Below are 25,102 nucleotides of genomic sequence, written 5' to 3' on the forward strand. Positions count from 1 at the left end.
GGAGGCACGATGAATATCGTATGTATCGGCGGTGGCCCGGCAGGCTTGTACTTTGCCTTGCTGATGAAGCAGCGCAATCCCGGTCATCAAGTGGTCGTGATCGAGCGCAATCGTCCCTACGATACCTTCGGGTGGGGCGTGGTGTTCTCCGACCAGACGCTGGGCAATCTCGTCAATGCCGACGAGACCACGGCGCGCAGCATTCTGCAGTCCTTCAATCACTGGGACGACATCGACGTCCACTTCAAGGGCCACACCATCACGTCGGGCGGCCACGGGTTCTGCGGCATTGGCCGCAAACGCCTGCTGAACATCCTGCAGGCCCGCTGTGAAGCCCTGGGTGTGCAACTGGTGTTCGAAACCGAAGTGCTGGACGATCAGGAAATCGCGGCGCGTTACGACGCCGACCTGGTGGTCGCCAGTGACGGCCTGAACAGCCGTGTGCGCACGCGCTACCAGGACACCTTCCAGCCCGACATCGAAAGCCGCTATTGCCGCTTCGTATGGCTGGGCACCAAAAAGCTGTTCCCGGCGTTCACGTTTGCGTTCGAGGAAACGGAGCATGGCTGGTTCCAGGCGCACGCCTATCAGTACGACGGCGACACCTCGACCTTCATCATCGAAACGCCTGACGAGGTCTGGCAGCGTGCCGGCCTCGACACCATGAGCCAGGCCGACGCCATCGCCTTCTGCGAAAAGTTGTTTGCCAAGTATCTCGACGGCCAGCCCCTGCTCAGCAACTCGCCGCATCTGCGCGGCTCGGCCAACTGGATCCGCTTCCCCCGCATCGTATGTGGTTCGTGGGTGCACTGGAATCGCTTCGGCGACAAAAAGGTGCCGGTCGTGCTGATGGGCGACGCCGCGCATACCGCGCACTTTTCCATTGGTTCAGGTACCAAACTCGCGCTGGAAGACGCCATCGAACTGGCGCACTGTTTCGATAAACAGGGCGACGGCAACCTGGAAAACATCCTGGCGAACTACGAAGCCAGCCGCTCCGTCGAAGTGCTCAAGATCCAGAGCGCGGCGCGCAATTCCATGGAGTGGTTCGAGCACGTCGATCGGTATGTCGGGCTCGATCCGGAACAGTTCGCCTATTCGATGCTGACGCGCAGCCAGCGCTTGTCGCACGACAATCTGCGCGTGCGGGACCCGGCCTATGTCGCCCGCTACGAGCAGTGGATTGCCGACCGCGCCTACCGCCAGGCCGGCCTGTCCAAGCCGGCAGGCGACGTGGCGCCGCCGCCGATGCTGACGCCGTTCAAGCTGCGCAACATCGTGCTGCCGAACCGCATCGTCGTGTCACCGATGGCGCAGTACTCCGCCAAGGATGGCGTACCTGGTGACTATCATCTGGTGCACCTGGGCAGCCGCGCCATGGGCGGCGCCGGACTGGTCTTTGCTGAAATGACCTGCGTGTCCGCCGACGCGCGCATCACTCCCGGGTGCCCGGGGCTGTATACCCCCGAGCACACTGCGGCCTGGAAGCGGATCGTCGACTTCGTGCATGCCAACACGCAGGCCAAAATCGCGGTCCAGTTGGGGCATGCCGGCGCCAAGGGATCCACGCGGGTGGCCTGGGAAGGCACCGACAAACCGCTGGTCACGGGCAACTGGCCGCTGGTCTCGGCGTCCGAAACGCAATATCTGGAAGGCATATCCCAGGTCGCGTTCGCCGCCAACCGCGGCGACATGGCGCGCATCAAGGCCGACTTCGTCCGGTCCACGATCGCCGCAGCCGAAGCGGGATTCGACTGGCTCGAATTGCACTGCGCCCACGGCTATCTGCTGTCCAGCTTCATTTCGCCGCTGACCAATCGGCGTGACGACGAATATGGCGGCTCGCTGGAAAATCGCTGCCGTTACCCCTTGGAAGTGTTCGCGGCCATTCGCGAGGTGTGGCCAGCCGACAAACCGATCAGCGTGCGGATTTCGGCGCACGACTGGGCCGATGGCGGCATCACGCCCGACGACGCAGTCGCCATCGCCCGCCTCTTCAAGGAAGCCGGGGCGGACATGCTCGATTGTTCGTCGGGCCAGGTCACCAAGCTGGAAAAGCCGGTGTACGGCCGGATGTTCCAGACGCCGTTCTCCGACCGCATCCGCAATGAAGTCGGCATCCCGACCATTGCCGTGGGCGCGATCTTCGAAGCCGACCATGTCAACAGCATCATTGCCGCCGGGCGCGCCGACCTGTGCGCGCTGGCGCGGCCGCATCTGGCCGACCCGGCCTGGACGCAGCATGAAGCGGCCAAGCTCGGCCACTTCGACCACGTTGGCTGGCCCAAGCAGTACTACGCTGGCAAGCAGCAGCTCGAACGCAATCTGGAACGCGAAAAGCAAATGGCCGCGCAAAGCGCCGGCCTGACGCCGCAACAGATCGCCGCACGGCTGCTGGCCGAGTGACCGGGGCGATGCGCATGTCATCCGACCTTGGGTCTGCCGCCAACGTGCAATCTGTGTCGGCTTCTGCGGCTGGCGGGCAGGCTACGCCGGCTTCCACGGCTGGCGTGCAATCCGGTCCGGCGTCGGCTGGGGGTTTCATGACGGCGCCGGCCCGGTCGCCTGGCCAGGATCTGTCGTCGGTGCTTCCACTAAGCGGCCGGCATGCCTTCGTCACGGGCGGCGCGCGCGGGATCGGCGCAGCCATTGCACGAACGCTGGTTGCGCAGGGCGCATCTGTCACCATCGCCGGCCGGCATGCCGACGCATTGCGGGCAGCGGTGAACGGGCTGGAGGCCAGCCGTCCGGCAGGTTGGGCGCAGGCAGCAGGCGAGGCAAGAACATCAGGCGGGGCGACAGCAACAGGCGATTTGAGGACATCAGTCGGAATGCCAGCCACCGGACGCCCTTCGGATGCGGCCGGCGCCAGTTCGCGCAGCGCTGGCACAGCGACCGGTACCGGCGAGCCGGATGGCGCGTTCGGCGACACTGCCGGCACGAATCCCCGCGCAGCGACCATCGGGTACGTGGCGATGGACGTTGCCGACTCCGAGTCAGTGCGCGCCGCATTTGACGAAGCGCGCAGCCTTGCGGGCACCATCGATATCCTGGTGAACAACGCCGGGCAAGCCGAGTCCGCGCCGCTGGCGCGGACCGACGACGCCTTGTGGCGCCAGATGTTGGACGTCAATCTGTCGGGCTCGTTCTTCTGCATGCGGGCGGCCTTGCCTGACATGGTCGACGCGGGCTGGGGCCGCATCGTTAACATCGCCAGTACGGCGGGTCTGATCGGCTACGGCTACACGGCGGCGTATTGCGCGTCCAAGCACGGCGTGATCGGCCTGACCCGGGCGGTGGCGCTGGAAGTCGCGACCAAAGGCGTGACCGTCAACGCCGTCTGCCCTGGCTTTACCGAGACCGATCTGTTGACGGACGCCGTCGACAACATCGTGGCCAAGACCGGTCGCGACGCGGCCCAGGTGCAGCGTGATCTGGCATCGTTGAATCCGCAGAAACGGCTGGTCAAGCCCGACGAGGTCGCCAACGCGGTGTTGTGGTTGTGCATGCCCGGGTCGGACGCCATGAATGGACAGTCGCTTGCCGTGGCCGGCGGCGAAGTCATGTAGGGATGTCGAGATGACGCGCAAACCCGCAGCGCCAACGCCTGCCGCCCCGGTTGCGGCAGCAACGCCGACCACCGCAGCTGCTGCAACCGGAACTGCTGCAACTCGAATTGCTGCAACCGCAACTGCTGCAACCGCAACTGCGCCTGTCGCGGCGGCCTCTCGTGCCACGACGGCGGCTGCCACGACGGCCACGTCTGCCTCGACGGCTGCTTCCGCCTCGACGGCTGCTTCTGCCGTGGCCGACGTCGCGCCGGTGCTGGACTTCGAGACGCGCATCACTGGCGGGCACCATGAGTCGCTCGTGTTGTGGCTACGCATGCTGTCGTGCACGACACGTGTCGAAAACGAAATCCGGTCGCGCCTGCGCGCCGAGTTCGGCATCACCTTGCCGCGGTTCGACTTGATGGCACAGCTCGAGCGGCAGCCCGAAGGGTTGCGCATGGGAGAGCTGTCGAAACGCATGATGGTGACGGGCGGCAACGTGACCGGCATCACGGATCAGTTGGTGGCCGAGAACCTGGTGGTTCGCGAACCGGCGCCCGATGACCGCCGCGCCTTCATCGTGAAGCTGACGCCTGCCGGACGCCGCGCCTTCGCGCGCATGGCGCAGGTGCATGAGCAGTGGATCGCCGATCTGTTTTCGGGCCTGTCGTCTGATGCAAAGTCGCAGCTGATCGACCTGTTGTCGACGCTCAAGGCCAGCCTGACCTCCCCGCCGACCGCATGACCGCATGACCGCATGACCGCACGACCGCACGACCGCTATACCCGATGGGTGCTGTTCCGACCTTTCGACTCATTGACCTTTTTGCACGCCGCGAACAGGCGAGCGTACGGAGCTGACCATGCGTTACCTACCGGGTGAAAACCGCCTGCTGCACGGCGCGCCAACGACGTTGGCGGACCATGTGGCGCGGCATGTGCTGTTCGAAGTGGCCGATGGCGTTGCGACCCTGACGCTGAATCGTCCGGAGCGCAAGAACCCGCTGACGTTCGATTCATACGCCGAGCTGCGCGACTTGTTCCTGGCCCTGGCGTACGCCGAAGACGTGCATGCGGTGGTGATCCAAGGTGCGGGTGACAACTTCTGCTCGGGCGGCGACGTGCATGAAATCATCGGGCCGCTCACGAAGCTGGACATGCCGTCCCTGCTGGCCTTTACCCGCATGACGGGCGACGTGGTCAAGGCGATGCGTGCCTGCCCGCAACCGATAATCGCGGCGGTGGATGGGGTATGCGCCGGAGCAGGTGCGATCCTGGCGCTGGCGTCCGACATGCGGCTTGCCACGGCGCGCAGCAAGACGGCCTTCCTGTTTACCCGGGTGGGCCTGGCCGGCTGCGACATGGGCGCCTGCGCCTTGCTGCCGCGGGTGATCGGGCAAGGCAGGGCGTCAGAGCTGTTGTATACGGGCCGATCGTTTACCGGAGACGAAGGCGAACGCTGGGGTTTCTTCAATCGTCTGTGCGAACCGGACGCGCTGCGCGAAGAGGCGATGCGGCTGGCCAAGGACCTGGTCGCCGGCCCGACCTTCGCGCACGGCATGACCAAACGCATGCTGCAGCAGGAATGGAATATGGGCGTGTCGGAAGCGATCGAGGCCGAAGCGCAGGCCCAGGCGATCTGCATGGCCACCAATGATTTCCACCGCGCTTACCACGCCTTCGTGGGCAAGCAGCGCCCGGTGTTCGAAGGCGACTGATCCATGGCCGACACCTCTTACCTCGATTGGCCGTTCTTCGAAGACCGGCACCGCGCGCTCGCCGCGCGGCTGGACGCCTGGGCCACGGAACACATTGCCGAGGTCCATGGCCGCGATGTCGATGCCGCCTGCCGCGCGCTGGTGCGCCAGTTGGGGGATGCCGGCTGGCTGGGCCATGCCATTGGCGGAACGGCTTACGGCGGTCACCAGGATGTGATCGACACTCGCGCCATCTGCCTGATCCGCGAGACGCTCGCGCGCCACGCGGGCCTGGCCGACTTTGCGTTCGCCATGCAGGGGCTAGGCTCGGGCGCCATCAGCCTGTTCGGCACCGAGGCGCAGAAGTCAGAATGGCTGACCCGGGTCGCCCGGGGCGACGCCATTGCGGCCTTTGCTTTGTCGGAGCCCGATGCCGGGTCCGACGTGGCGGCGATGTCGTGCGCGGCCACACTGGACGGCGACCAGTACGTTCTGAATGGCGAAAAGACGTGGATTTCGAACGGCGGCATCGCGGATTTCTACGTGGTCTTTGCTCGAACGGGTGATGCACCGGGGTCGCGCGGTCTGTCTGCCTTCCTGGTGCCGGCCGACACGCCTGGATTGACCATTGCCGAACGCATCGACGTCATCGCGCCGCATCCACTGGCCAGGCTGCGGTTCGATGCATGCCGCGTTCCGGCGTCGCACCGCATCGGCGAATCGGGGCAGGGCTTCAAGATTGCGATGTCGACGCTGGACGTGTTCCGCACGTCGGTGGCCGCCGCGGCGCTTGGCTTCGCACGGCGCGCGCTGGACGAAGGCCTGCAACGCGCCACGCAGCGCCGCATGTTCCATCAGACATTGGCGGATTTCCAGTTAACGCAGGCCAAGCTGGCCGAGATGGCGACCGGGATCGACGCCGCCGCCTTGCTGACCTACCGCGCCGCGTGGCTGCGCGATCGCGGGCAGAAGGTGACGAAGGAAGCCGCCATGGCCAAGATGACGGCGACGGAAACCGCGCAGCGCGTGATCGATGGCGCAGTGCAACTGTTCGGCGGGATGGGCGTGGTGAGCGACCATCCGGTCGAGCGGCTGTATCGCGAGATCCGGGCCCTGCGCATCTATGAAGGCGCGACCGAAGTGCAGCAATTGATCATCGCAAGGGAGTTGTTGCGTGCCGTGCCCGTGCCTGTGCCCGCGCTCCCGGCGTGAGTCCCGGCCCGCGCCCTGATCCACCGCCCGCAGCCGAACGCACGCCCACTCCGATCCCGCCTTGGCAAGGCCGATTCCTCATTTCATCAGGACTCCCATGAGCACCCCATCCAGCAGCCATATCGAAGTTCTCCAGCCCGCGGGCTGGCCCCGCCCCAAGGGATATGCCAACGGCATGGCGGCCTCGGGCCGCATGGTGTTCGTCAGCGGCATGATCGGTTGGGACGCCGATGGCGTATTCCAGACGGACGATTTCGTGGGCCAGGTGGCGCAGGCGCTGCGCAACATCGTTGCCACGCTGGCCGAGGCCAAGGCGGCCCCGGAACATATCGTCCGGATGACCTGGTACGTGAAGGACAAGAAAACGTATGTGGCCGCCTATCCGGAGATCGGCAAGGCCTACCGCGAGATCATCGGCCGGCACTTTCCGACCATGACGGCCGTGCAGGTGGCCGACCTGATCGAAGACCGCGCCCAGGTCGAGATCGAAGTCACCGCGGTGGTGCCCGAGCAGGGCTGAGCCGGCAAGTGCGCATCAAGGCGTAACGCGCCGACGATGTGTTCGCAGTTGGATACAGCCTGGAGGCGGCGCCACGCAGCCTGGGGCAAGGCAGCCGGTATAGTCGGGTGAACGCCTTGACTGGCCACGTCAATGAGGAGACTGCCATGACCCGGGACCGTATCGTGATGCACGGCGACTACGACCTTGCGCCCAGTGCCGAGCTTCTGCCCGACAACACGTACGGCGCGCAATTGTTGCTGTCGCGCTATCGCGGCGTGGACGAGACGCGCACCCAGCGGTTCGCGTCGTTCGGCGCGTTTCCCACGGAACGCGAAGCCATCGACCACGCCATCGAATACGGAGTGGACATGATCGATGGCCGCAAGGGTGGCCTCGAGATCTGACCGCGCACGCTGCCGACACCGCCGCTTTACGCACCACTGCGTCACAACAAGGAACGCCCATGACCACGCCCGCGCATGACCTCAAGCCAGGCTATTACTGGTATTACATCGAATCCGACCCGCCATCGATCATCCACATCCGCGACACGGGCGAAGCCAGCCTGATGGGCTCGGACTACGACGTGCCGGCCGAAGACGTCGCGAGCATGATCCAGCGCGGCGAACAATTCGTCTGGATCGAACCGCCGCCGGGCCGCTAGCGCCGCCGGCCCCGACCCAGCCAGCCCTGACGCTGCCGGCCCGGACCCGGCCGGCCCGACCCGGCCGGCCCGACCCAGCCGGCCCAAGTCAGCCAGCCCAAGTCAGCCAGCCCAAGTCAGCCAGCCCCACCCAGCCAGCCCCTTACACCCTGGCCGGCTGCTCCTCGCGCGGGTCCACCACGGTCGCCCGCGCCATTTCCCGCAGCTTGACCTTGGAAATCTTGCCGACGCTGATGCGAGGAAAATCCTCGACGAAATACACGGCCCGCGGGACCTTGAACTTGGCCAGGTCCTGGCGGCACGTGTCGGTTATACGGGCCGCCAGGCCTGCCGGCGCCGCGTCACCTGAACGCGGGATCACGTAGGCAACCGCCACTTCCCCCAACGACGCGTCCGGCCGGCTCACCACCGCCACCTGCGCGACGCCTTCCACCCCCGCAATGACCCGTTCCACTTCGGCTGCCGACACGCCTTCGCCGCCGACCTTGATCAGGTCCTTGTTGCGGTCGCTGAACTGGATGCTGCCGTCATCGTGCAGCGTCACGCTGTCACCCGTACGGAAGTAGCCTTCTTCGTCGAAGGCATCGCGGGTGGCCTGGGGGTTGCGGAAGTATTCGGCAAAGATCGATACGCCCGGCACGCCTTTCACCAGCAGGGACCCGGTCTCGCCAGGGCGGCAGGCATCGCCGCGGTCGTTTTCGATCCGGATGCCGTAGCCCACCGATGGACGGCCGATCGACCCGGGCCGCTGGGGCGCCCACAGGTCCCCCACGATGCCCTGTGCCACCATCTCCGTCATGCCCCAGGCGCCTTGCACCTTCACGCCAAAGACCGCTTCGTGCTGCGGCAAGGACAGGGCGTTGCACCACTGGCGGAAGGCATGACCCGCGGGCACCGGCTGCCCCGCCAGCACATTGCCGCTGAAGATGACGTGCGAGCCCACGGTCGACCGGTACTGCATGGCCGTGGGCCAATAATGCGTGACCGAAAATTTGGGTTGCAGCACGACCGTCGCGCCGGCCCACAACGTCGGCAGCACGGACCAGGACAGGCCCACCACATGGAACAGCGGCAGGAACACCTGCACGATGTCATTGGCGCGAAAGCCTTGCTGCGTCGCGCCCAGCCGGGCCGCCCACAGCGCATTGGCATGCGTCCACAGCACGCCCTTGGGGCGCGACGTCGTGCCGCTCGTAAACAGGATAGACAGGGGCTGCGACGCATCGGGCGCGCGCAGAGGCGCGGGCGGCTGGACGCGCAACGCGTCGAAGCTGTCGGATGCCGACGGCGCCGTCCCGGGCTCGCAAGGGACGCCGGCGTCGCTGGAGGTGATGGCCAGCCAGGCCAGGTCCGGGCAATGAATGGCGAGCTTGGCGGCGAAGCGCGGCTGCGTGATGGCGCCGACCGCCTCGGTCAGTTCGGCCATGTACGTCAGTTCGGGCCCGGCCGCCATGGCATTGGTCGGCACGCAAATGGCGCCGATGTGCGCACACGCGAAGTAGGTAATGAGCAGTTCCGGACAGTTCTCCAGATGCATCAGCACCCGTTGTCCAGGCTGCACGCCACGCGCCTTCAGGCCGGCGCCGACCCGGGCGACGTCATCGGCGAATTGGGCGTAGGTCCAGGTGCGGGCATCCGCCGCATCGAACGGCGCCCAGTGCAGGAACGGGTGCGAGCCGCGTTGCGCCGCGCGCTGTTGCAGCAACGTCGCGGCATCAAGGCGGGCAAATTGCAGAAGGGCATCGGAAAGCGTCATCGTGTTGTCAGTCCTTGCAATCAGGTTGTTCACGGCAGGCAAGGGGAGGGATGTCCACCCGCGCCCCGCGCGGCGTCCACGCGCCCACCTCGAGCCAGTGTTCCAGCATCCACAGCCGGTCCACCCCCCAGATCAACTGGTCGTCGACACGAAAGGTGGGTACGCCAAACACGCCCAGCGCCACGGCTTCGTCGACGGCGGAGCGCAAGGCTTCCTTGACCGCCTCGTCATGCAGGGCGTCATGCAGGTCCGCCGCGGTCACGCCGACGGATTCGGCCACCCCGACCAGCGCCGCCACGTCGCCGATGTCCTGGCCTTCGGCCCAATGCGCCGCGCACAGCCGCCGTGCGTATCGTGCGGCCAAAGCCGGATCCCGCGCCTTCAGGGCCATGAACAGGCGCAGGGACTTGATCGGCGACACGGCGCCGCCCAGCCCGTGTTCGACCAGGGGCACGCCCAACAGCGACGCGAGACGGTGCTTGTCGTCACGCGAGTAGTCGCCTTTCAGCGGCGTCAGCGGCACCGGCTTCAGACCCATGATCTGCAGCACGGTCACGCTCAGCAGAACAGGCCGCCAGTCGACCGTGCGGCCATGCCGCGCGGCCAGCGCCTCGATCTGCGTGGACGCCAGATAGCCGTAGGGCGAGATCGGATCAAAGAAGAATTCGATGGGAGAGGCACTCATCCGGCGCGTCACATTTCCAGCTTGACGTTGGCGGCTTTGGCAATGCCGCTCCAGCGCGCCAGGTCGTTCACGATCTGCTGTGAGAACTCGGCCGAGGTGCTGCTGACCGGCTCCAGACCGAAGGATACGAACTTGGTGCGTACCTCGGGCATGGCCACCACGCGCGCGACTTCATCCTGCAGACGCTTGACGATGGCGGGCGGTGTGCCGGCCGGGACCAGCAGTCCTTGCCACAGGCGCATGTCCATATTCTGCATGCCCAGCTGCTGGAAGGTGGGCACGCCGGGCAGCGAAGGATCTTCCTTTGCCGACGTAACAGCCAATGCGCGCAGCTTGCCGCTTTGCAGCCCGGCGGTAATGGCGACGGGGTCGGCAAACGTGGCGAGCACGTCGTTGCCCATGACCGCATTGACGGCGTCGGTGCTGCCCTTGTACGAGATGTTCTGGAAGGCCGTGCCTGCCTGCAGATTCAGCTGTTCGGCGGCCAACTGGAACGGCGCCGCGGCCGACGAATAATTGGCCTTGCCTGGATTGGCCTTGGCGTAGTTGATGAGCTCGGGCACGGTGCGCGCGGGGCCGTTGGCGTTCACGGCCAGCACCAGGGGCAGGGTGCCGATCAGCGAGACCGGAACGAAGTCCTTGACCGTGTCGTAGCGCATGTTCGAGTACACGGCGGGGTTGACGACCATGGACCCGGTCGCGCCCAACAGCACGGTGTAGCCATCGGGAGCCGACTTCGCCACGTGTTCGCTGGCAATCATCGACAACGCCCCGGGGCGGTTTTCGACCACCACGCGCTGGTTCAGTCCTTCGGACATCTTGGCGGCAACCAGGCGCGCAATGATGTCGCTTCCGCCGCCGGCCGTGAAGCCGACCACGAGACGGATGGGTTTGCTGGGGTAGTCGTCCGCGCTGGCGCCGAAGGCGACGGCAGAAAGGGCAACGGTGGCGAATGCGGCGGCAAAACGCGTCAGTGTCATGCGGGTCTCCGATCAGGGTCATGTCATGGCATGACTTCGTCACGAATAGTAGGGGAGCCCCCGCACAACTGAAGCGCGAAAAAACGATCGCTTCACAACGGGAATCGATCAATCGCCGATCACCGTTCATATTTGAGCGCGCTCATGAAAAGGGCGCAGACCGGATGCTACTCCGTTCCGCGCCCGTTTTGAAGCCTGACGAAAGACCGAGCCTCAGGCCGCCCCAAGGCACACCCGTCGATGCGTCATGCTGCTTCTTTTGCTGCCGGATGCGCCTGCTTGCGATACAGGAATTCGACCACCGCCGCCTTGCATGCGTGATAGTCCGGTTCATTGGCCAGCGCGACCCGGTCACGCGGGCGGGCGAGCTTGACTTCCTGGATCTCGCCTATGGTGGCGGCCGGCCCGTTGGTCAGCATGACGATGCGATCCGACAGCAGCACCGCTTCGTCCACATCGTGCGTCACCATGATCACGGTGCTTTGCGTCTTGGCAACGATCTTCAGCAATTCGTCCTGCAGATGCGCCCGGGTCAGGGCGTCCAGCGCGCCGAAGGGCTCGTCCATCAACAGCACCTTGGGTTCGATGGCCAGCGCCCGGGCGATGCCCACGCGCTGCTTCATGCCGCCGGAAATCTCGTGCGGGTGCTTGTGCGCCGCATGGGTCAGCCCGACCAGTTCCAGCGCGGCGCGAACCCGTTCGCGGACCTGAGCACGGGTTTCCTTGTCGCCGAAGACGCGCTCCACGCCCAGTTCGACGTTTTGCGCGCAGGTCAGCCAGGGCAGCAGCGAATGGTTCTGGAACACGACGCCGCGGTCGGGACCCGGACCGTTGATTTCGCGCTCGGCGCACAGCAGCACGCCGGAGGTCGGCAGCGTCAGGCCGGCGATCAGGTTGAGCAGGGTCGATTTGCCGCAGCCGGAGTGGCCGATCAGGGTGATGAATTCGCCGCGCGCCACCGTCAGGTTGACCTCGCGCAACGCCACGAACGGACCCTTTTTGGTCTTGAAGACCTGGCCGACGTTTTCGATACGAACGAACTTTTCCATGTCGATTCCTTGCTCAGTCAGCCGAATAGGTGAAACGTTTGGCGAGCTGCATCAATGCGACTTCCAGCAGCAGGCCGACGATGCCGATCACGAAGATAGCGATGATGATGTGTTCGACCTTCAGGTTGTTCCACTCGTCCCACACCCAGAAGCCGATGCCCGTTCCGCCGGTCAGCATTTCCGCGGCAACGATCACCAGCCAGGCGGTGCTGATCGACAGGCGCACGCCTGTCAGCATGTAGGGCAGGACGGCAGGCAGCAGCACCTTCTTGATGATCTTCCATTCGGACAGGTTCAGCACGCGGGCCACGTTCATGTAATCCTGCGGCACGCGCGACACGCCGACCGCCGTGTTGATGATCATGGGCCAGATCGAGCAGATGAAGATGGCCCAGATCGCGGCCAGGTTGGCCGCCTTGAACAGCAGCAGCCCCAGGGGCAGCCAGGCCAGCGGCGACACCGGACGCAGCAGGCTGATGACCGGCGAAAACATGGCGTTCAGGGTCTTGAAGCGGCCGATCGCAAAGCCGACCGGAATGCCCACCACGGCCGCCAGGCCAAAGCCGATCGCAACGCGCTGCAAGGACGCCAGCACATTCCAGCCGATGCCCATGTCATTCGGGCCGGCCACGTAGAAGGGATCCGAGAACAGCGCCACGGCCGCTTTCCACGTAACGGCGGGGGTGGGGATCTCGGTCACGAAGGTCGTGATGACCTGCCAGACCAGGATGAACATCACAAAGCCCGCGACCGGGCCCGCCAGCGTCCTGACCACGGACTGGAAGCGTTCCGCGAACGCGCCTGGGCCGGCGGCATTGGCGGGTGCGGCCGGGGCCGCGGCAGCGCGCGCGGGCACGGCCGGGGTGGCAACCGGTGCCTCGGCCGACCGCGAGGCGACGTCCGGATGCAGATCGATGACGGTGGCGGAACCCGCCTTCGATGGGGCCGCCGAGGCGGCCGGCGTAACCGGCAGGGGTTTGGCAATGGCTGTCATGGGATTCTCCTGGTGACCGGGGGTGGCGCTTACGCCTTGATCTTGAAGCTGTCCGCGTACGCGGTCGGGTTGGTGCCATCCCAGGTCACGCCGTCGATCAGCCTGGACGACCGCATGTCGCTCTTGGGCAGCGGCGTGCCCGTGGCGGCCGCGGCCTGCTTGTAGATGTCGATGCGATTGATCTGCCTGGCCACGGCAAGGTAATCCGGATGATCCTTGAGCAGGCCCCAGCGTTTGTGCTGCGTCAGGAACCACATGCCATCGGACAGGTAGGGATAGTTGGCGGCGCCGCCGGCAAAGAACTTCATGGCGTCGGGATCATCCCAGGTCTTGCCCAGGCCGTTGGTGTAGCGGCCCAGCATGCGATCCAGGATCACGTCGGTGTCGGTGTTGACGTAGGACCGGGCGGCGATCGTTTCGGCCGTCTTGCGGCGATTGGATACCGACGCGTCGATGAATTTGCCGGCTTCCAGCACCGCGGCCGTCACGGCGCGGGCGGTATTCGGATACTTCGCCACGAACTCGGCGGTGCAGCCCAGCACCTTTTCGGGGTGGCCCTTCCAGATGTTCTGGGTGGTCTCGGCGGTGTAGCCGATCTTGTCCATGATGGCGCGCGCATTCCACGGTTCGCCCACACAGTAGCCGTCCATCGCACCCACGCGCATGTTCGCGACCATCTGGGGTGGCGGCACGGTAATGACCTTGGCATCATTCATCGGATTGATGCCATAGGTGGCCAGCCAGTAGTACAGCCACATGGCGTGCGTGCCGGTCGGGAAAGTCTGCGCAAAGGTGTATTCCCGCTTCTCGGTCTGCATCAGCTTGGCCAGCGACGGGCCGTCTTTCGCGCCTTTTTCCAGCAGCTTGTTCGACAGGGTGATGGCCTGTCCATTCTGGTTCAGGTTCATCAGCACGGCCATGTCTTTCTTGGGACCGCCGGCGCCCAGATGCATCCCGTACACCAGGCCGTACAGCACGTGCGCCAGGTCCAGTTCATTGTTCACGAGCTTGTCGCGCACGCCGGGCCACGACGCTTCCTTGGACGGCGTGATCTTGACGCCGTATTTCTTGTCGATGCCGAGCACCGAAGCCATGACGACCGACGCGCAGTCGGTCAGCGGAATGAAGCCGATCTTGACCTCCGCCTTTTCAGGCGCGTCGGACCCGGCAGCCCAGGCGCCGGCACGCACCAGCGGATCGACGAGGCTCATGATGCTCACGCCGGCGGCGGCCTTCAAGGTCGTCGTCATCAGCTTGCGGCGTTGCACATCGGATACCGCGGGGCCCTGGGAAGAGGCAACGACGGGCATCGACGGCTTCGGGGTAAACGGCTTCATCCATTGCTCCAGGCAAAAAAACGTCCCGCACGAAAGCGATGCAAAGCATCGTCTCGTTGCGGAACGTCATTGTTCCTACCGCCATGCCGCGGCAAGCAACGACCGTCATTGGCCGTCGAATACCGTTAAGCAAAGCCTGTGCCAAGCTTTAAAAACAGCCTGGAAGCGTTGAATAAATCCTTGCAAATCAAAGCGTTGGCAGGTGTGACGCCACCAGCGTCATGCCTGCTGGCGGGCACGGTCCCAGGGCATGCGGCCACCCCAACCTTGTGCGCTGCACTAGAAGCGTGCGGCTATCCCCGGCCGTGCGAGGCCATGAAATCCAGTACGGGGCCTGCCGGCACCACCGCGCTCGGGTTCACATTCGCATGGCTCATGTAGTAGTGCCGCTTGATGTGATCGAAGTTGACCGTGCCGGCCACGCCCGGCATTTGATATAGCTCGCGCGCAAAGCCCCACAGATTGGGGTAGTCGATCAGCCGCCGCAGGTTGCACTTGAAGTGCCCGACGTACACGGCGTCGAAGCGGACTAATGTCGTGAAGAGCCGCCAGTCGGCTTCGGTCAGGCGATCGCCCATCAGGTAGCGTTGTGTGCCCAGGCGCGCTTCCAGCCAGTCCAGGGTGTCGAACAGGGGAAACACGGCGTCTTCATAGGCGGCCTGGGTCGTTGCAAAGCCCGCCTTGTAGACGCCGTTGTTCAAGGTGTCGTAGACCCGTGCGTTCACCACGTCGATGCCGGCCCGCAGGTCGGCGGGATAGAAGTCGCCAGGCAACGCGCCCACCCCATCGAAAGCCGAATTGAACATGCGGATGATGTCGGCCGACTCGTTGCTGACGATGCTTTTGGTAAAGGTGTCCCACAGCACGGGTACCGTGGCCCGCGTCGTCACGTCGGGGTCAGCCAGGGCATACAGGTCGTGCACGAAACTGGCCTGGTTGACGTGATCGGGCACCACGCCCGGCGCGGGCTCGAACGACCACCCTTGCTTGCCCATCAGCCAGTGCGTGACCGAGACCGGGATCATCTGCTGCAGGCCCTTGAGCTCGCGAAAGATCAGCGTGCGGTGCGCCCACGGGCAGGCCAGGCTCACATACAGGTGGTAGCGCCCGGCCTCGGCCGCGAAGCCGCCGTTGCCGGTCGGGCCGGGGGCGCCGTCGGCGGTGATCCAGTTGCGAAAGACGGCGTCCTTGCGCACGAAGCGCCCACCCGCATCGGCAGGCGGCTCGTGTTCCTGCCAGACTCCATTGATCAGAAGACCCATTGTTTTTCCGCCTGTGCAGGTTCGTCGACCGGGCCGTGGACGAAATGCCGCGGCAGGTGAATGGTGAAGACCGTGTGGCCGGTGGTATCGCTGCACACGCTCATTTCGCCATGATGGCTGCGCACCAATTCCTTGGCGATGTACAAGCCCAGACCCAGCCCCTTGCCCCCGTCATGCCGGAACTTGGTGAAATTGAAGGGCTGGAAGATGTTGGCCTGGACCTCGGCAGGAATGGTGCCGGCATTGCGGATCGCGATCTTGACGCTGTCGGCCTCGGTGCCGTCCACCTTGACCGAAATGCCTTCGTCGGCCGCGCCATGCTGCAGGGCATTGCCGACCAGGTTGGACACCACCTGCGACAGGCGGTCGGCGTCCCATTCCCCGAAGGTGTCGCCGGTGTACGCAAGTTCGACGCGCCGTTCGCCTTCCGGCAACTGGAACTCTTCGACGATGTGTTCGCACAGCACGGTCAGGTCGATGCGTTCCGGGCTCAGTTCCAGCCGGCCCGACCGCACCCGCGCAATGTCGAGCAACTGGTCCACCATGCGCGACATGCGGCCGCCACTGTTGCGGATACGGGCCGCGGCGGTCTTGACGCGCGGTTCGGCCGACACCTGCAACAGCACCTCGGCCGTGTTGACGATGGCCGACAGCGGGTTGCGCAGGTCATGGCCCAGCACCGCGACAAACATCTCATTGGTGCGCAGCAGTTGCGTCATGGTGTCGAGCTGTTCGGCCAGCTGCAGCTTCTGGTGCTGCAGTTGCACGAACACTTCGATTTTGCTGCGCAGAATGTGCGGATCGAAAGGCTTGTACAGAAAGTCCACGGCGCCCGCTTCATAGCCGCGGAAGGTGCGGTGCGTATTGCGGTCGGTAGCGGTCAGGAAAATGATGGGAACGTGCCGGGTGCGCGGGCTGCCGCGCATGAATTCGGCCAGCTCGAACCCGTCCATGCCGGGCATCTGCACGTCGACCAGGGCCAATGCGACGTCGTTATCGAGCAGCAGTTCGAGCGCCTCGGCGCCGGAATAGGCGCGCAGCAGCTCCAGGTCAGGGCGCGCAACAAGGGCTTCGAGCGCGACGATATTCTGTTCGATATCGTCGACGACGAGAATCTTGACGGTGCGGGACATCGTTTTCTCCATTAGCTCGCGGTCTGTCGTCCGACCGTTTCGGTCGAACGCCAGCCGCCCAGCCGGCGCGCCATGGCCGGCAACGTCAAGATTTCTTCGGCCGCATCGCGCTCGATGGCGCTGCGCGGCATGGCTTCGGCAAACGCCGTTGCCGGGTCCTGCACCCAGGTGGCCCCACCTGCGGCCCGGATCGCGGCCAGGCCGGCTGCGCCATCGGCATTGGCGCCGGTCAGCAGCAGTCCCAGCGCCCGGTCGCCCACGCTCCAGGCCACCGATTCAAACAGCACGTCGATGGATGGGCGCGAATAGTTGACGGGGTCATCCATCGACAGCGAGAACGCCCCATCGGTTTCCACCTGGAGATGATAATCCGGTGGCGCAAAATAGATGTGGCCACTACGTACGGGTTCCTTGTCGACCGCTTCACTTACCGGCAGTGCGCAGCGCTCGCTGAAAATCTGGGTGAGCAGGCTTTCGCGGTCGGCCACGATATGCAGGACGACGATGACCGAGGGGGCAAAGTCTGGGGGAAGGGCGGGCAGAAGCACGCCCAGCGCTTCGACCCCGCCGGCCGATGCACCGATCACCACCGTGGTGACTCGCGACGGAATGCCGGCAACGCTGGGCCGCGCGTCGGGCACACCGCCCGGGGGTATGCCGCTTTCAATAGGCGTCATGGCTCATCTTTTCTGAAAAATCCGGTCTTGGGGCGCAAAATCGTCAAAGTCTTCCGCACAGGCCCCGAATCGCAGGCTTTCCTTGCTGCCCAGCCCCAGGAAGCCGCGGCGGATCAGGGCGTCCTTGAACAGCGTAACGGCGCGGTCCTGCAGTTCGTGGTTGAAATAGATCAACACATTGCGGCAGGACACCATATGCACTTCCGAAAACACGCTGTCGGTCGCCAGGCTGTGATTGGCAAACACCATCTGCGACTTCAGGCCGCGCGCGAACGAGGCCGCGCCATACGCCGCGTGGTAGTAGTCCGACAGCGAACGCTTGCCGCCCGCCGCCAGGTAGTTCTTGCTGAAGCCCGCGATCCGGTCGGTCGGATAGATGCCCGCCTCGGCCAGGCGCAGCGCTTCGGGATTGATGTCGGTTGCATAGAACAACGTGCGGTTGGCCAGGCCTTCCTCTTCCATCAGGATCGCCAGCGACCACAGTTCCTCGCCCGAACTGCAGCCCGCCACCCAGATCTTGACCGACGGATAGGTGTGCAGGATAGGCACGACCTTGTCCCGGATCGCCTTGAAGTAGCTGGGATCGCGGAACATCTCGCTGACTTGCACCGTCAGGAACTGCAGCATCTGCGGAAAGACATCCGGGTCGTGCAGCACCCGGTCCTGCAGCTGGGACAGCGACCGGCACCGGAAATAGGTCAGCGCCTGGGCCATGCGCCGGCGCAGCGACGACGCCGAGTAGTTCCGGAAGTCGTGCTGGTACTTGTGATAGATCGCCTCCAGCAGCAGCCTGAGCTCAAGGTCGAAATCGGCGTGGTTGATCGGCATGGCGGGGCGCCCGGGCGTTTACTGCGGCAGCCACACGCGGCACAACGACAACAGCTTGTCGACGTCCAGCGGCTTGGAAATGTAGTCGTTCGCGCCTGCATCCAGGCAACGCTGGCGGTCCGCCGGCATGGCCTTGGCGGTCAGCGCAATGATCGGCAGCTTCTTGAATTCGCTGCGCTTGCGGATTTCCTGCATGGCGGCGATGCCATCCATCTCGGGCATCATGATGTCCATCAGCACCAGGTCGATGTGCTGATGGCGGGCCAGCACGTTCAGGGCCTCGCGGCCATTGCGGGCGATTTCCAGATGCGCGCCCAGCGGCTCGATCACCTGCGACAGCGCAAAGATGTTGCGCACGTCGTCTTCGGCCAGCAGGATGCGGCGGCCTTCGAATGCCGAGTCGCGTTTGCGCGCTTCCTTCAGCATGCGCTGCTGCTCGACCGGAAGGTCCGATTCCACGCTGTGCAGGAACAGGGTCACCTCGTCCAGCAGCCGTTCGGGCGACCGCGCGCCCTTGATGATGATGGACTTGGAATACCTGCGCAGCCGCTGCTCTTCGTCGGAAGTGAGCGAGCGGCCCGTGTAGACGATGACCGGCGGGAAGCTGTGCTCGGGGTTGTCGCCCACCTTTTCAAGCAGGTCATAGCCCGACCCGTCGGGCAGCACCAGGTCCATGACCATGCAGTCGTACGTCTTGTCGCGCAGGCGCTCCAGCGCCTCGGCCACGGTACCCACGCCTTCCAGTTCCACGTCCTGGGTCTGCAGCAGCAGCTGGATGTTCTCGCGCAGCGCCGGGTCATCCTCGACCACCAGAATGCGGCGCATGCGCTGGCGCAGCTTGGCTTCCAGGGACAGAATCGCCTGGGCCAGTTCGTCGCGCGCCGACGGCTTGAAGGTGTAGCCGATGGCCCCCAGCAGCAGCGCGGTTTCGGTATGGTCGGCCACCGACACCACATGAATCGGCAGGTGACGCGTTGCCGGGTCGCGTTTTAGGCGTTCCAGCACCAGCAGACCGGAATTGTCGGGCAGGCCCATGTCGAGCAGGATGCCGCTGGGGCGCAGCGTCTGCGCCAGGCGAATACCCTCGGCTGCCGTATTGGCGTGGACGCAATCGAAGTCCAGCTCGTGCGCCAGGTCGTACAGGATCCGCGCGAAGTCCGGGTCGTCCTCAATGACCAGAATCAGGCGCGAGCCGCGCGTCAGGTTGTTGCGATCGTCGGCAATGTCTTCGGGCGCAACCACCACCGGCAGGGGGTCCGAGGCCGTGACGATAGGGCGGGGCTGGGACGCGGGCGTGTGCACACCCACGGTCGACGTGGTCGCGGCGCGGGGGCGCGTCGCCGGCGCCTGCGGGCTGGCCGGCGCGGTGTGCGTGGCAGGTGCTGCCTTGGGCTCGGCAGGGTTGGATGCCTCGGCGCGAATCGCAACGGTCAACGAGAACGTGCTGCCCTGACCCGGGGTGCTCGCCACCGTGATGTCACCGCCCAGCAGGTGGGCGAATTCGCGCGAGATCGACAGGCCCAGGCCACTGCCGCCGTACTTCCGGCTGGTCGTGCCATCGGCCTGGCGGAAGGCTTCGAAGATCACGTCCTGCTGTGCCGCGGGAATCCCGATGCCAGTGTCAATCACGTCGAAGCGCACGTTGTCGGCGTCCACGGCCGACGCGCGCAGGACCACCTCGCCGCTGTCGGTAAACTTGAAGGCGTTGGACAGCAGATTCTTCAGGATCTGCTGCAGGCGCTGGTTGTCGGTCACCAGCACTTCCGGCGCGTTGTCGGCCTTCTCGATCCGCAGTCCCAGCTTTTTCTGCGTGGCTACCGGCTGGAACGATTGCTGCAGCGACGACAGCACCGTGTTCAACGCAACCGGTTCCGGCGTGATTTCGATATGGCCGGCTTCGACCTTGGACAGATCCAGAATGTCGTTGATCAACACCAGCAGATCCGTATTGGACGAATAGATGGTGTTGGCGTAACGCACCTGCTCGCTCGTCAGATTGCCGTCCTTGTTGTCGGCCAGCAGCTTGGACAGGATCAGCGAACTGTTCAGCGGCGTGCGCAGCTCGTGCGACATATTGGCCAGGAATTCCGACTTGTACTGGTTGGCCCGTTCCAGCGTCTCGGCGTTCTCCGCCAGGCGTTTTTGCGCTTCGATCAGGTGCCGCTTCTGGCGTTCCAGGCTTTGTGTGTGTTCTTCCAGTTGCACATTGGTCTGTTCCAGCTCGGCCTGCTGCGTTTCCAGGCGGGCCTGCGAATCCATCAGCGCACGGCTGCGTTCTTCCAGTTCCTCGTTCGAAACACGCAGCTCTTCCTGCTGGACCTGCAGTTCCTCGCTCTGCCGCTGCGTTTCTTCCAGCAGCTCTTCCTGCCGCGTGCGGTACGCCGCCGAACGCAAGGCCGCGCCGATGCTCTCGGCCGACGACTCGACCACTTCCAGTTCGTCTTTCAGGTCGGCCTTGGCCGACATGAAGCCCAGTTCCACGGCGCCCACCACCCGGCCGTCGGCCGTCAACGGCGCAATCAGGACGCGGGCTGGCGTCGCTTCGCCCAGCGCGCTGCCCACCTTCAGATAGCTGGCTGGAAGGTCGGTCACGACCGCTGCCTTGCGATCGGCCACGGCCTGGCCCAACAGACCTTCACCCACCCGCACGGTGGCCGGCGCGGCATTGTCTTCCGGCAAGGCCCAGGCGCCGGCGCGACGCAGCGTCTGGCCTTCCAGCACATACAGCGCGCCCACCTTGGCATCCAGGTACTTGGACATGGTGCCCAGGACCTTGCTGGCAATCTCCTTGGCGGTCAGCTCACCTTGCATGTCCTGACTGAACAGCATACGGCCTTGCTGAATCCATGCCAGCCGGCGCAGCGTGGCGCTCGACGTAATGTACAGGTGGGCGACGAAGGCCAGCGACCACGCGGTCAGGGCGCCCATGATCCGGTTGACGGCCGGATTCCAGCTATTGGTCAGGCTGACGTTGGGCGAAATGAAATAGCCGATCAGCAGCAGCAGGCTGGCGGATGCCGCGACGTAGAAGGGCGTGAACCGGTCGCTGGACAACAGGCACACGATGACCGGCGCCAGATAGAAGATCCAGACCGCGATGCCCAGCGGCGTGGCTGCATCGGCGGCAAACACCGCGCCGAGCATGGCCAGAATGATCAGATACAGATGCAGCGGCTTCAGGTGACGCGATAGATTCATAGTCAGGGGCGACGCAGCGGGAAGGACGACAGCAATGAAAACACCGCGCGCACGGGAACCCTGAAGCAACTCTAGACCAGTTGCCCAGGCCGCCGACGGGGTTACGGGACGCTACGCATTGTATCGACGCAATCCTCACGCGGGGCACCGACGGCCTGGCAGCACGTAACTGAACGCAATTACTGTTTCCGCGGCGGCTACAACTTGCGTGTCGGCGTCAGTGCGCTTCCCCGGCTTGAGTGAAGATGTGGCGGCTGGCGGCAAGCAGATCGGCCCGCGGCGCGCCCAGCTGGATGGCCAGGCTGACCTGCAGCGGCACGTATTTGGTGGCTGACACCAGCACTGGCTGATCCCCGGGTTGGCCAGGCCATACGATCGCCAGGCAGTGCGCATGATGCGGCGCGCTTCCGTTGTACTTGCTGACCACGGCGCCGGTGCGCATTTCCACGGCTGTGCCCGCCCGATGATCTATTTCAAACTGCGGCAGGCCGCCCAGAAACTGGATATAAGGATGCAGGTCGGCCATGGTTTCCCCCTGTGTTTTCGATAATCCATGCTACTCCTGCCTAGCCTCTGATATCTATTGCATGGCCGTGCGATGTGTGTCGGAATACGGCGCAGTTGCCATCCCTTGTCGCGCAGCGGCATCAACGTCACCCGCAGGAATGTGTTGGCATGAATTTGCGACAGATGGAAGTGTTCAGAGCCGTGATGCTGACCGGCGCGGTGGGCCGCGCGGCGGAGTTTCTGCACGTCTCGCAGCCAGCCGTGAGCAAGGTATTGGCCAGTGCCGAAGAACGTACCGGCCTGCGCTTGTTCGATCGGGTCAAGGGCCGCCTGATCCCGACCGAAGACGCCAAGCGGCTTTACAGCGAGGTGGCGCATCTTTGGGAAAAGGTCGAAAAGATCCGTATGCTGTCGCATGACCTGGCCAATCCGGTCAGCCGGCGCCTATCCGTGGTGACGTCACCCAGCCTGGGGGTCAGCCTGTTGCCGCGGCTGATCGCCGACCTGCAGGCGCAGGAACCCGACCTTCTTACCCGCGTCGACTTCCATGTGGGCGGCGATCTGGATCAAAGCGTGCTGGACCAGAATGCCGATCTGGCCGTTACGTCGCTGCCGATCGACCATCCGAATGTGTCGACGCTGGCGCGCTACGAATGCGCGCTGGTGTGCGTGATGCATGCGGACCATCCGCTGGCGGGCAAGCGGGTCATCGCGCCGGCCGATCTGATCGGCCACAAGCTGATCGAATTTCCCCACACGCTGTTCTACGGGCTGAGCCAGGCGCAGGTCTACGAAAAGGCGCTGGACCGGCTGGATGTCAGCGTCGAAGTGCACGCCAGCCACAGCGCCTGTTGGTTTGCGTCCGCCGGCACCGGGGTTGCCGTGGTGGACGCGCTGACGCTGGCTGGCGACGCATTCCCGGGCCTCGTGGTGAAACCCTATAAGGTCGCGGCCAAGGTCAAGGTGCAGATCGTCCACAGCATGTTCTGTCCGCCATCGCGGGCCGGCCTGAGCTTCGTGTCCGCCTTCGACAAGCGCTGGAAGACCATGGTCAAGGGCGGCAAGGCGGGCTGACGCGGCCTACGGAGCAGTGGGCCGCGCGGGTGGCGTGCGTTGGTCGGGCGGATGCTCCGGAGCTTCGTGCTGTTTGCTGCCGAAGGTCAGCGCATATTGGCGGGTGAACGCGGCGCCGAAAAAGAAAATCTGCGCCGAATAATAGATCCACAGAATCAGCGCAATAACGGAGCCCGCCGCGCCATATGACGACGCGATCGACCCCTGGCCCAGATAAATGGCGATCAGCACCTTGCCAACGGTAAACAGCGCCGCCGTGACCACGGCGCCCAGAATCACGTCGGACCAGGCGATACGCGTACTGGGCAGCATTTTGAACACCACCGAAAACAGCGTGACCACGACCCCGAACGCAAAGACATTCGATATCACGCGGGCGGTCACGGCATACGCCGACCCCAGCCACATATCCCCCCAATAATTCTGCAAGGCCGCCAGGCCCGCGTCCACCACCAGCGACATCAGCAGGAACAGCGCCAGCACCAGCACCAGGCCAAACGACAGCACCCGCGTGCGCATCAATCCCCACGCGCCGGATTTCCTGCCCGGTTCGACATCCCACAATTCATCCAGGCTTTCCTTCAGTTCATTGAAGGCGGTGGTGGAGGAAAATATCAGCAGGCCTGCCGAAATCATCGCGGCGATCAGGCCATTATCCGAATGCTTGGCGCTTGCCAATACCGTCTGGATGACTTCGGCTCCCTGCGTTCCCAGCAGCCCCCGCATCTCGTTGACCAATTGCGAGCGCACCGCCTCGTCGCCAAAAAAGAAGCCGGCCACCGCGATGACCAGCAACAGCGTGGGCGCTAGGGAAAACACCATGTACAGCGCCAGCGCCGCGCCTTTGCTGGACGCGCGATGCGACGACCACCGTTCGGCGGAATCAAGGAACAGTCTGACGGCGACGTTCTGGCGGATACGTTCGATCCAGGGGGCAGTTTCATGGGTGATGACTGACGTGGGGGTGCGGGTATTTTCGGCTGAGCAGGCGAGTGCGTCAGCAGTAAAAACAATCCGACGCAATTGGCGATTGCCAGCGGGCACTGCGTAGCTGGCCCGACCCCGACACGTCAATACCCGATTCCTCGAAAACAACGGTATGCCTCCAAGGGAACATCAGTAAGGGATCGCACTAGTCCTTGTTTAAGCCATTTGGGGTAAAACGGTCGTACGAACTTCGTGATGCGGCCGCGTGGCCTGGCCTGTCCGAAGTCGCCATCTTCGTGATCAAGGACCACCATGAAAGTACTGACTGGGATAATGGGCGCGGCAATGCTGCTGGCGGGGGCCTCGGCGTACGCAGATCAGGCCGGATCCATTGTTTTGGGAGCAGGTTGGTACCGGCTCAGTCCGCAGGAAAAGGGCGAACCCCTGCGCATCACATCGCCTTCGGCCATTGCAGGCGAAGTGCCCAATACCGGATCGAGCGTCGGCAACGCCAACACGCTGGGCCTGACCGTCGAATACTTCATCACCAACCAGATCGCCGTCGAAGCGGTCTTCGGGATACCGCCGCGCTATCACCTGCAGGGCGCCAAGTCGCTCGAACCGGTCGGCGAACTGGGTTCGGCCAAGCAATACAGCCCGTCGGTGCTGCTGCGCTATCACTTCGGTGAACCCTCGCAGCGGCTCCGTCCTTTCGTCGGTGTTGGCGTCAGCCGGGTCTGGTATGGCGACGTCAAACTGACGGACCGGTTCCAGGGCGTGCTGTCCAGCCGCTTCACGGGCGGCGCCACGTCGGCCGGCCGCACCGACGCCGACATCGACAGCAAGTTCGTGCCGGTCTTCAATATTGGCGCGGGCTACAAGATCAATGAACGGTGGGGCGTGGGCGTGTCGATGTCCTATCTGCCGCTGCGGACCACGATCAATCTCAAGACGACGTTGCCGACTGGCGCAGTCATCGAGAGCGAAACCAAGACCAAGCTCAACCCGATCGTGACCGTGGTCGGCGTCACCTACACGTTCTAGGGATTACCGGCGCGTCGTCGGCCCG

23 protein-coding genes and 1 pseudogene are annotated in these 25,102 nt (G+C 64.5%); 11 read left to right on the forward strand and 13 right to left on the reverse strand.

Going from position 1 to position 25,102, the window contains the following annotated elements:
• Nucleotides 1–9 precede the first annotated feature (9 nt).
• From ACNANG_RS22190 to ACNANG_RS22230, 9 genes and pseudogenes are all read left to right on the forward strand, one after another.
• Nucleotides 10–2,406: a bifunctional salicylyl-CoA 5-hydroxylase/oxidoreductase gene (locus ACNANG_RS22190; protein ID WP_420224829.1), complete on the forward strand. Its 2,397-nt coding sequence runs from the start codon at nucleotides 10–12 to the stop codon at nucleotides 2,404–2,406.
• Between the two features lie 137 nt (nucleotides 2,407–2,543).
• Nucleotides 2,544–2,684, forward strand: a pseudogene (locus ACNANG_RS22195) (hypothetical protein); the annotation flags it as partial.
• A 147-nt stretch (nucleotides 2,685–2,831) separates the two neighbouring features.
• Complete coding sequence (locus ACNANG_RS22200) at nucleotides 2,832–3,569, forward strand: SDR family NAD(P)-dependent oxidoreductase (RefSeq protein WP_420227634.1); 738 nt, start codon at nucleotides 2,832–2,834, stop codon at nucleotides 3,567–3,569.
• Between the two features lie 235 nt (nucleotides 3,570–3,804).
• Nucleotides 3,805–4,296, forward strand: coding sequence for a MarR family winged helix-turn-helix transcriptional regulator (locus ACNANG_RS22205; protein WP_420224830.1), 492 nt, complete (start codon nucleotides 3,805–3,807; stop codon nucleotides 4,294–4,296).
• A gap of 118 nt (nucleotides 4,297–4,414) precedes the next feature.
• Nucleotides 4,415–5,269, forward strand: coding sequence for an enoyl-CoA hydratase family protein (locus ACNANG_RS22210; protein WP_420224831.1), 855 nt, complete (start codon nucleotides 4,415–4,417; stop codon nucleotides 5,267–5,269).
• Nucleotides 5,270–5,272: 3 nt separating this feature from the next.
• Nucleotides 5,273–6,460 carry an acyl-CoA dehydrogenase family protein gene (locus ACNANG_RS22215; protein WP_420224832.1) on the forward strand — a complete coding sequence of 396 codons (1,188 nt, stop codon included), beginning with the start codon at nucleotides 5,273–5,275 and terminating at the stop codon, nucleotides 6,458–6,460.
• Between the two features lie 121 nt (nucleotides 6,461–6,581).
• Nucleotides 6,582–6,980, forward strand: coding sequence for a RidA family protein (locus ACNANG_RS22220; RefSeq protein WP_420227635.1), 399 nt, complete (start codon nucleotides 6,582–6,584; stop codon nucleotides 6,978–6,980).
• Nucleotides 6,981–7,126: 146 nt separating this feature from the next.
• Nucleotides 7,127–7,366 carry a hypothetical protein gene (locus ACNANG_RS22225; RefSeq protein ID WP_420224833.1) on the forward strand — a complete coding sequence of 80 codons (240 nt, stop codon included), beginning with the start codon at nucleotides 7,127–7,129 and terminating at the stop codon, nucleotides 7,364–7,366.
• 59 nt (nucleotides 7,367–7,425) lie between these two features.
• Nucleotides 7,426–7,626, forward strand: a complete 201-nt coding sequence (locus tag ACNANG_RS22230; protein ID WP_420224834.1) for a hypothetical protein — start codon at nucleotides 7,426–7,428, stop codon at nucleotides 7,624–7,626.
• A gap of 142 nt (nucleotides 7,627–7,768) precedes the next feature.
• Here the strand turns inward: ACNANG_RS22230 and ACNANG_RS22235 are convergent, their stop codons facing one another.
• From ACNANG_RS22235 to ACNANG_RS22290, 12 genes are all read right to left on the reverse strand, one after another.
• Complete coding sequence (locus ACNANG_RS22235; RefSeq protein ID WP_420224835.1) at nucleotides 7,769–9,382, reverse strand: class I adenylate-forming enzyme family protein; 1,614 nt, start codon at nucleotides 9,380–9,382, stop codon at nucleotides 7,769–7,771.
• Nucleotides 9,383–9,389: 7 nt separating this feature from the next.
• Nucleotides 9,390–10,067, reverse strand: coding sequence for a 2-hydroxychromene-2-carboxylate isomerase (locus ACNANG_RS22240; protein ID WP_420224836.1), 678 nt, complete (start codon nucleotides 10,065–10,067; stop codon nucleotides 9,390–9,392).
• An 8-nt stretch (nucleotides 10,068–10,075) separates the two neighbouring features.
• The gene (locus ACNANG_RS22245) at nucleotides 10,076–11,047 is read right to left on the reverse strand and encodes a Bug family tripartite tricarboxylate transporter substrate binding protein (protein WP_420224837.1); all 972 of its coding nucleotides are present in this window, start codon (nucleotides 11,045–11,047) and stop codon (nucleotides 10,076–10,078) included.
• 245 nt (nucleotides 11,048–11,292) lie between these two features.
• Nucleotides 11,293–12,096, reverse strand: a complete 804-nt coding sequence (locus ACNANG_RS22250) for an ABC transporter ATP-binding protein (protein ID WP_420224838.1) — start codon at nucleotides 12,094–12,096, stop codon at nucleotides 11,293–11,295.
• A 13-nt stretch (nucleotides 12,097–12,109) separates the two neighbouring features.
• Entirely contained in the window at nucleotides 12,110–13,090 is a 981-nt protein-coding gene (gene ntrB, locus ACNANG_RS22255; RefSeq protein ID WP_420224839.1) for a nitrate ABC transporter permease, read from the reverse strand.
• A gap of 29 nt (nucleotides 13,091–13,119) precedes the next feature.
• Nucleotides 13,120–14,427, reverse strand: a complete 1,308-nt coding sequence (locus ACNANG_RS22260; protein ID WP_420224840.1) for a CmpA/NrtA family ABC transporter substrate-binding protein — start codon at nucleotides 14,425–14,427, stop codon at nucleotides 13,120–13,122.
• A 293-nt stretch (nucleotides 14,428–14,720) separates the two neighbouring features.
• On the reverse strand, nucleotides 14,721–15,689 hold the full coding sequence (locus tag ACNANG_RS22265) for a glutathione S-transferase family protein (RefSeq protein ID WP_420224841.1): 969 nt from the start codon (nucleotides 15,687–15,689) through the stop codon (nucleotides 14,721–14,723).
• Nucleotides 15,677–16,822 carry an ATP-binding protein gene (locus ACNANG_RS22270; RefSeq protein ID WP_420224842.1) on the reverse strand — a complete coding sequence of 382 codons (1,146 nt, stop codon included), beginning with the start codon at nucleotides 16,820–16,822 and terminating at the stop codon, nucleotides 15,677–15,679. Before ACNANG_RS22270 ends, ACNANG_RS22265 begins: the two co-directional genes overlap by 13 nt.
• Before the next feature lie 11 nt (nucleotides 16,823–16,833).
• Nucleotides 16,834–17,499 (reverse strand): chemotaxis protein CheB, encoded by a 666-nt coding sequence (locus tag ACNANG_RS22275; protein WP_420224843.1) that lies wholly within the window; start codon nucleotides 17,497–17,499, stop codon nucleotides 16,834–16,836.
• A 3-nt stretch (nucleotides 17,500–17,502) separates the two neighbouring features.
• On the reverse strand, nucleotides 17,503–18,327 hold the full coding sequence (locus ACNANG_RS22280) for a CheR family methyltransferase (RefSeq protein ID WP_420224844.1): 825 nt from the start codon (nucleotides 18,325–18,327) through the stop codon (nucleotides 17,503–17,505).
• Between the two features lie 18 nt (nucleotides 18,328–18,345).
• On the reverse strand, nucleotides 18,346–21,525 hold the full coding sequence (locus ACNANG_RS22285; RefSeq protein WP_420224845.1) for a response regulator: 3,180 nt from the start codon (nucleotides 21,523–21,525) through the stop codon (nucleotides 18,346–18,348).
• Between the two features lie 217 nt (nucleotides 21,526–21,742).
• Entirely contained in the window at nucleotides 21,743–22,051 is a 309-nt protein-coding gene (locus tag ACNANG_RS22290; RefSeq protein ID WP_420224846.1) for a hypothetical protein, read from the reverse strand.
• A 149-nt stretch (nucleotides 22,052–22,200) separates the two neighbouring features.
• On the opposite strand from ACNANG_RS22290, the gene ACNANG_RS22295 reads away from it, so the two are divergent.
• A complete protein-coding gene (locus tag ACNANG_RS22295; protein ID WP_420224847.1) occupies nucleotides 22,201–23,106 on the forward strand; it encodes a LysR family transcriptional regulator in 906 nt (301 codons plus the stop codon).
• A 6-nt stretch (nucleotides 23,107–23,112) separates the two neighbouring features.
• Here ACNANG_RS22295 and ACNANG_RS22300 read toward each other — a convergent pair whose 3' ends face one another.
• A complete protein-coding gene (locus ACNANG_RS22300; protein WP_420224848.1) occupies nucleotides 23,113–23,928 on the reverse strand; it encodes a YihY/virulence factor BrkB family protein in 816 nt (271 codons plus the stop codon).
• Between the two features lie 417 nt (nucleotides 23,929–24,345).
• On the opposite strand from ACNANG_RS22300, the gene ACNANG_RS22305 reads away from it, so the two are divergent.
• Nucleotides 24,346–25,077, forward strand: coding sequence for an OmpW/AlkL family protein (locus tag ACNANG_RS22305; protein WP_420224849.1), 732 nt, complete (start codon nucleotides 24,346–24,348; stop codon nucleotides 25,075–25,077).
• Nucleotides 25,078–25,102: the final 25 nt, after the last annotated feature.

It is taken from the genome of Pigmentiphaga litoralis (assembly GCF_048632615.1).
Taxonomy (GTDB): domain Bacteria; phylum Pseudomonadota; class Gammaproteobacteria; order Burkholderiales; family Burkholderiaceae_B; genus Pigmentiphaga; species Pigmentiphaga litoralis_B.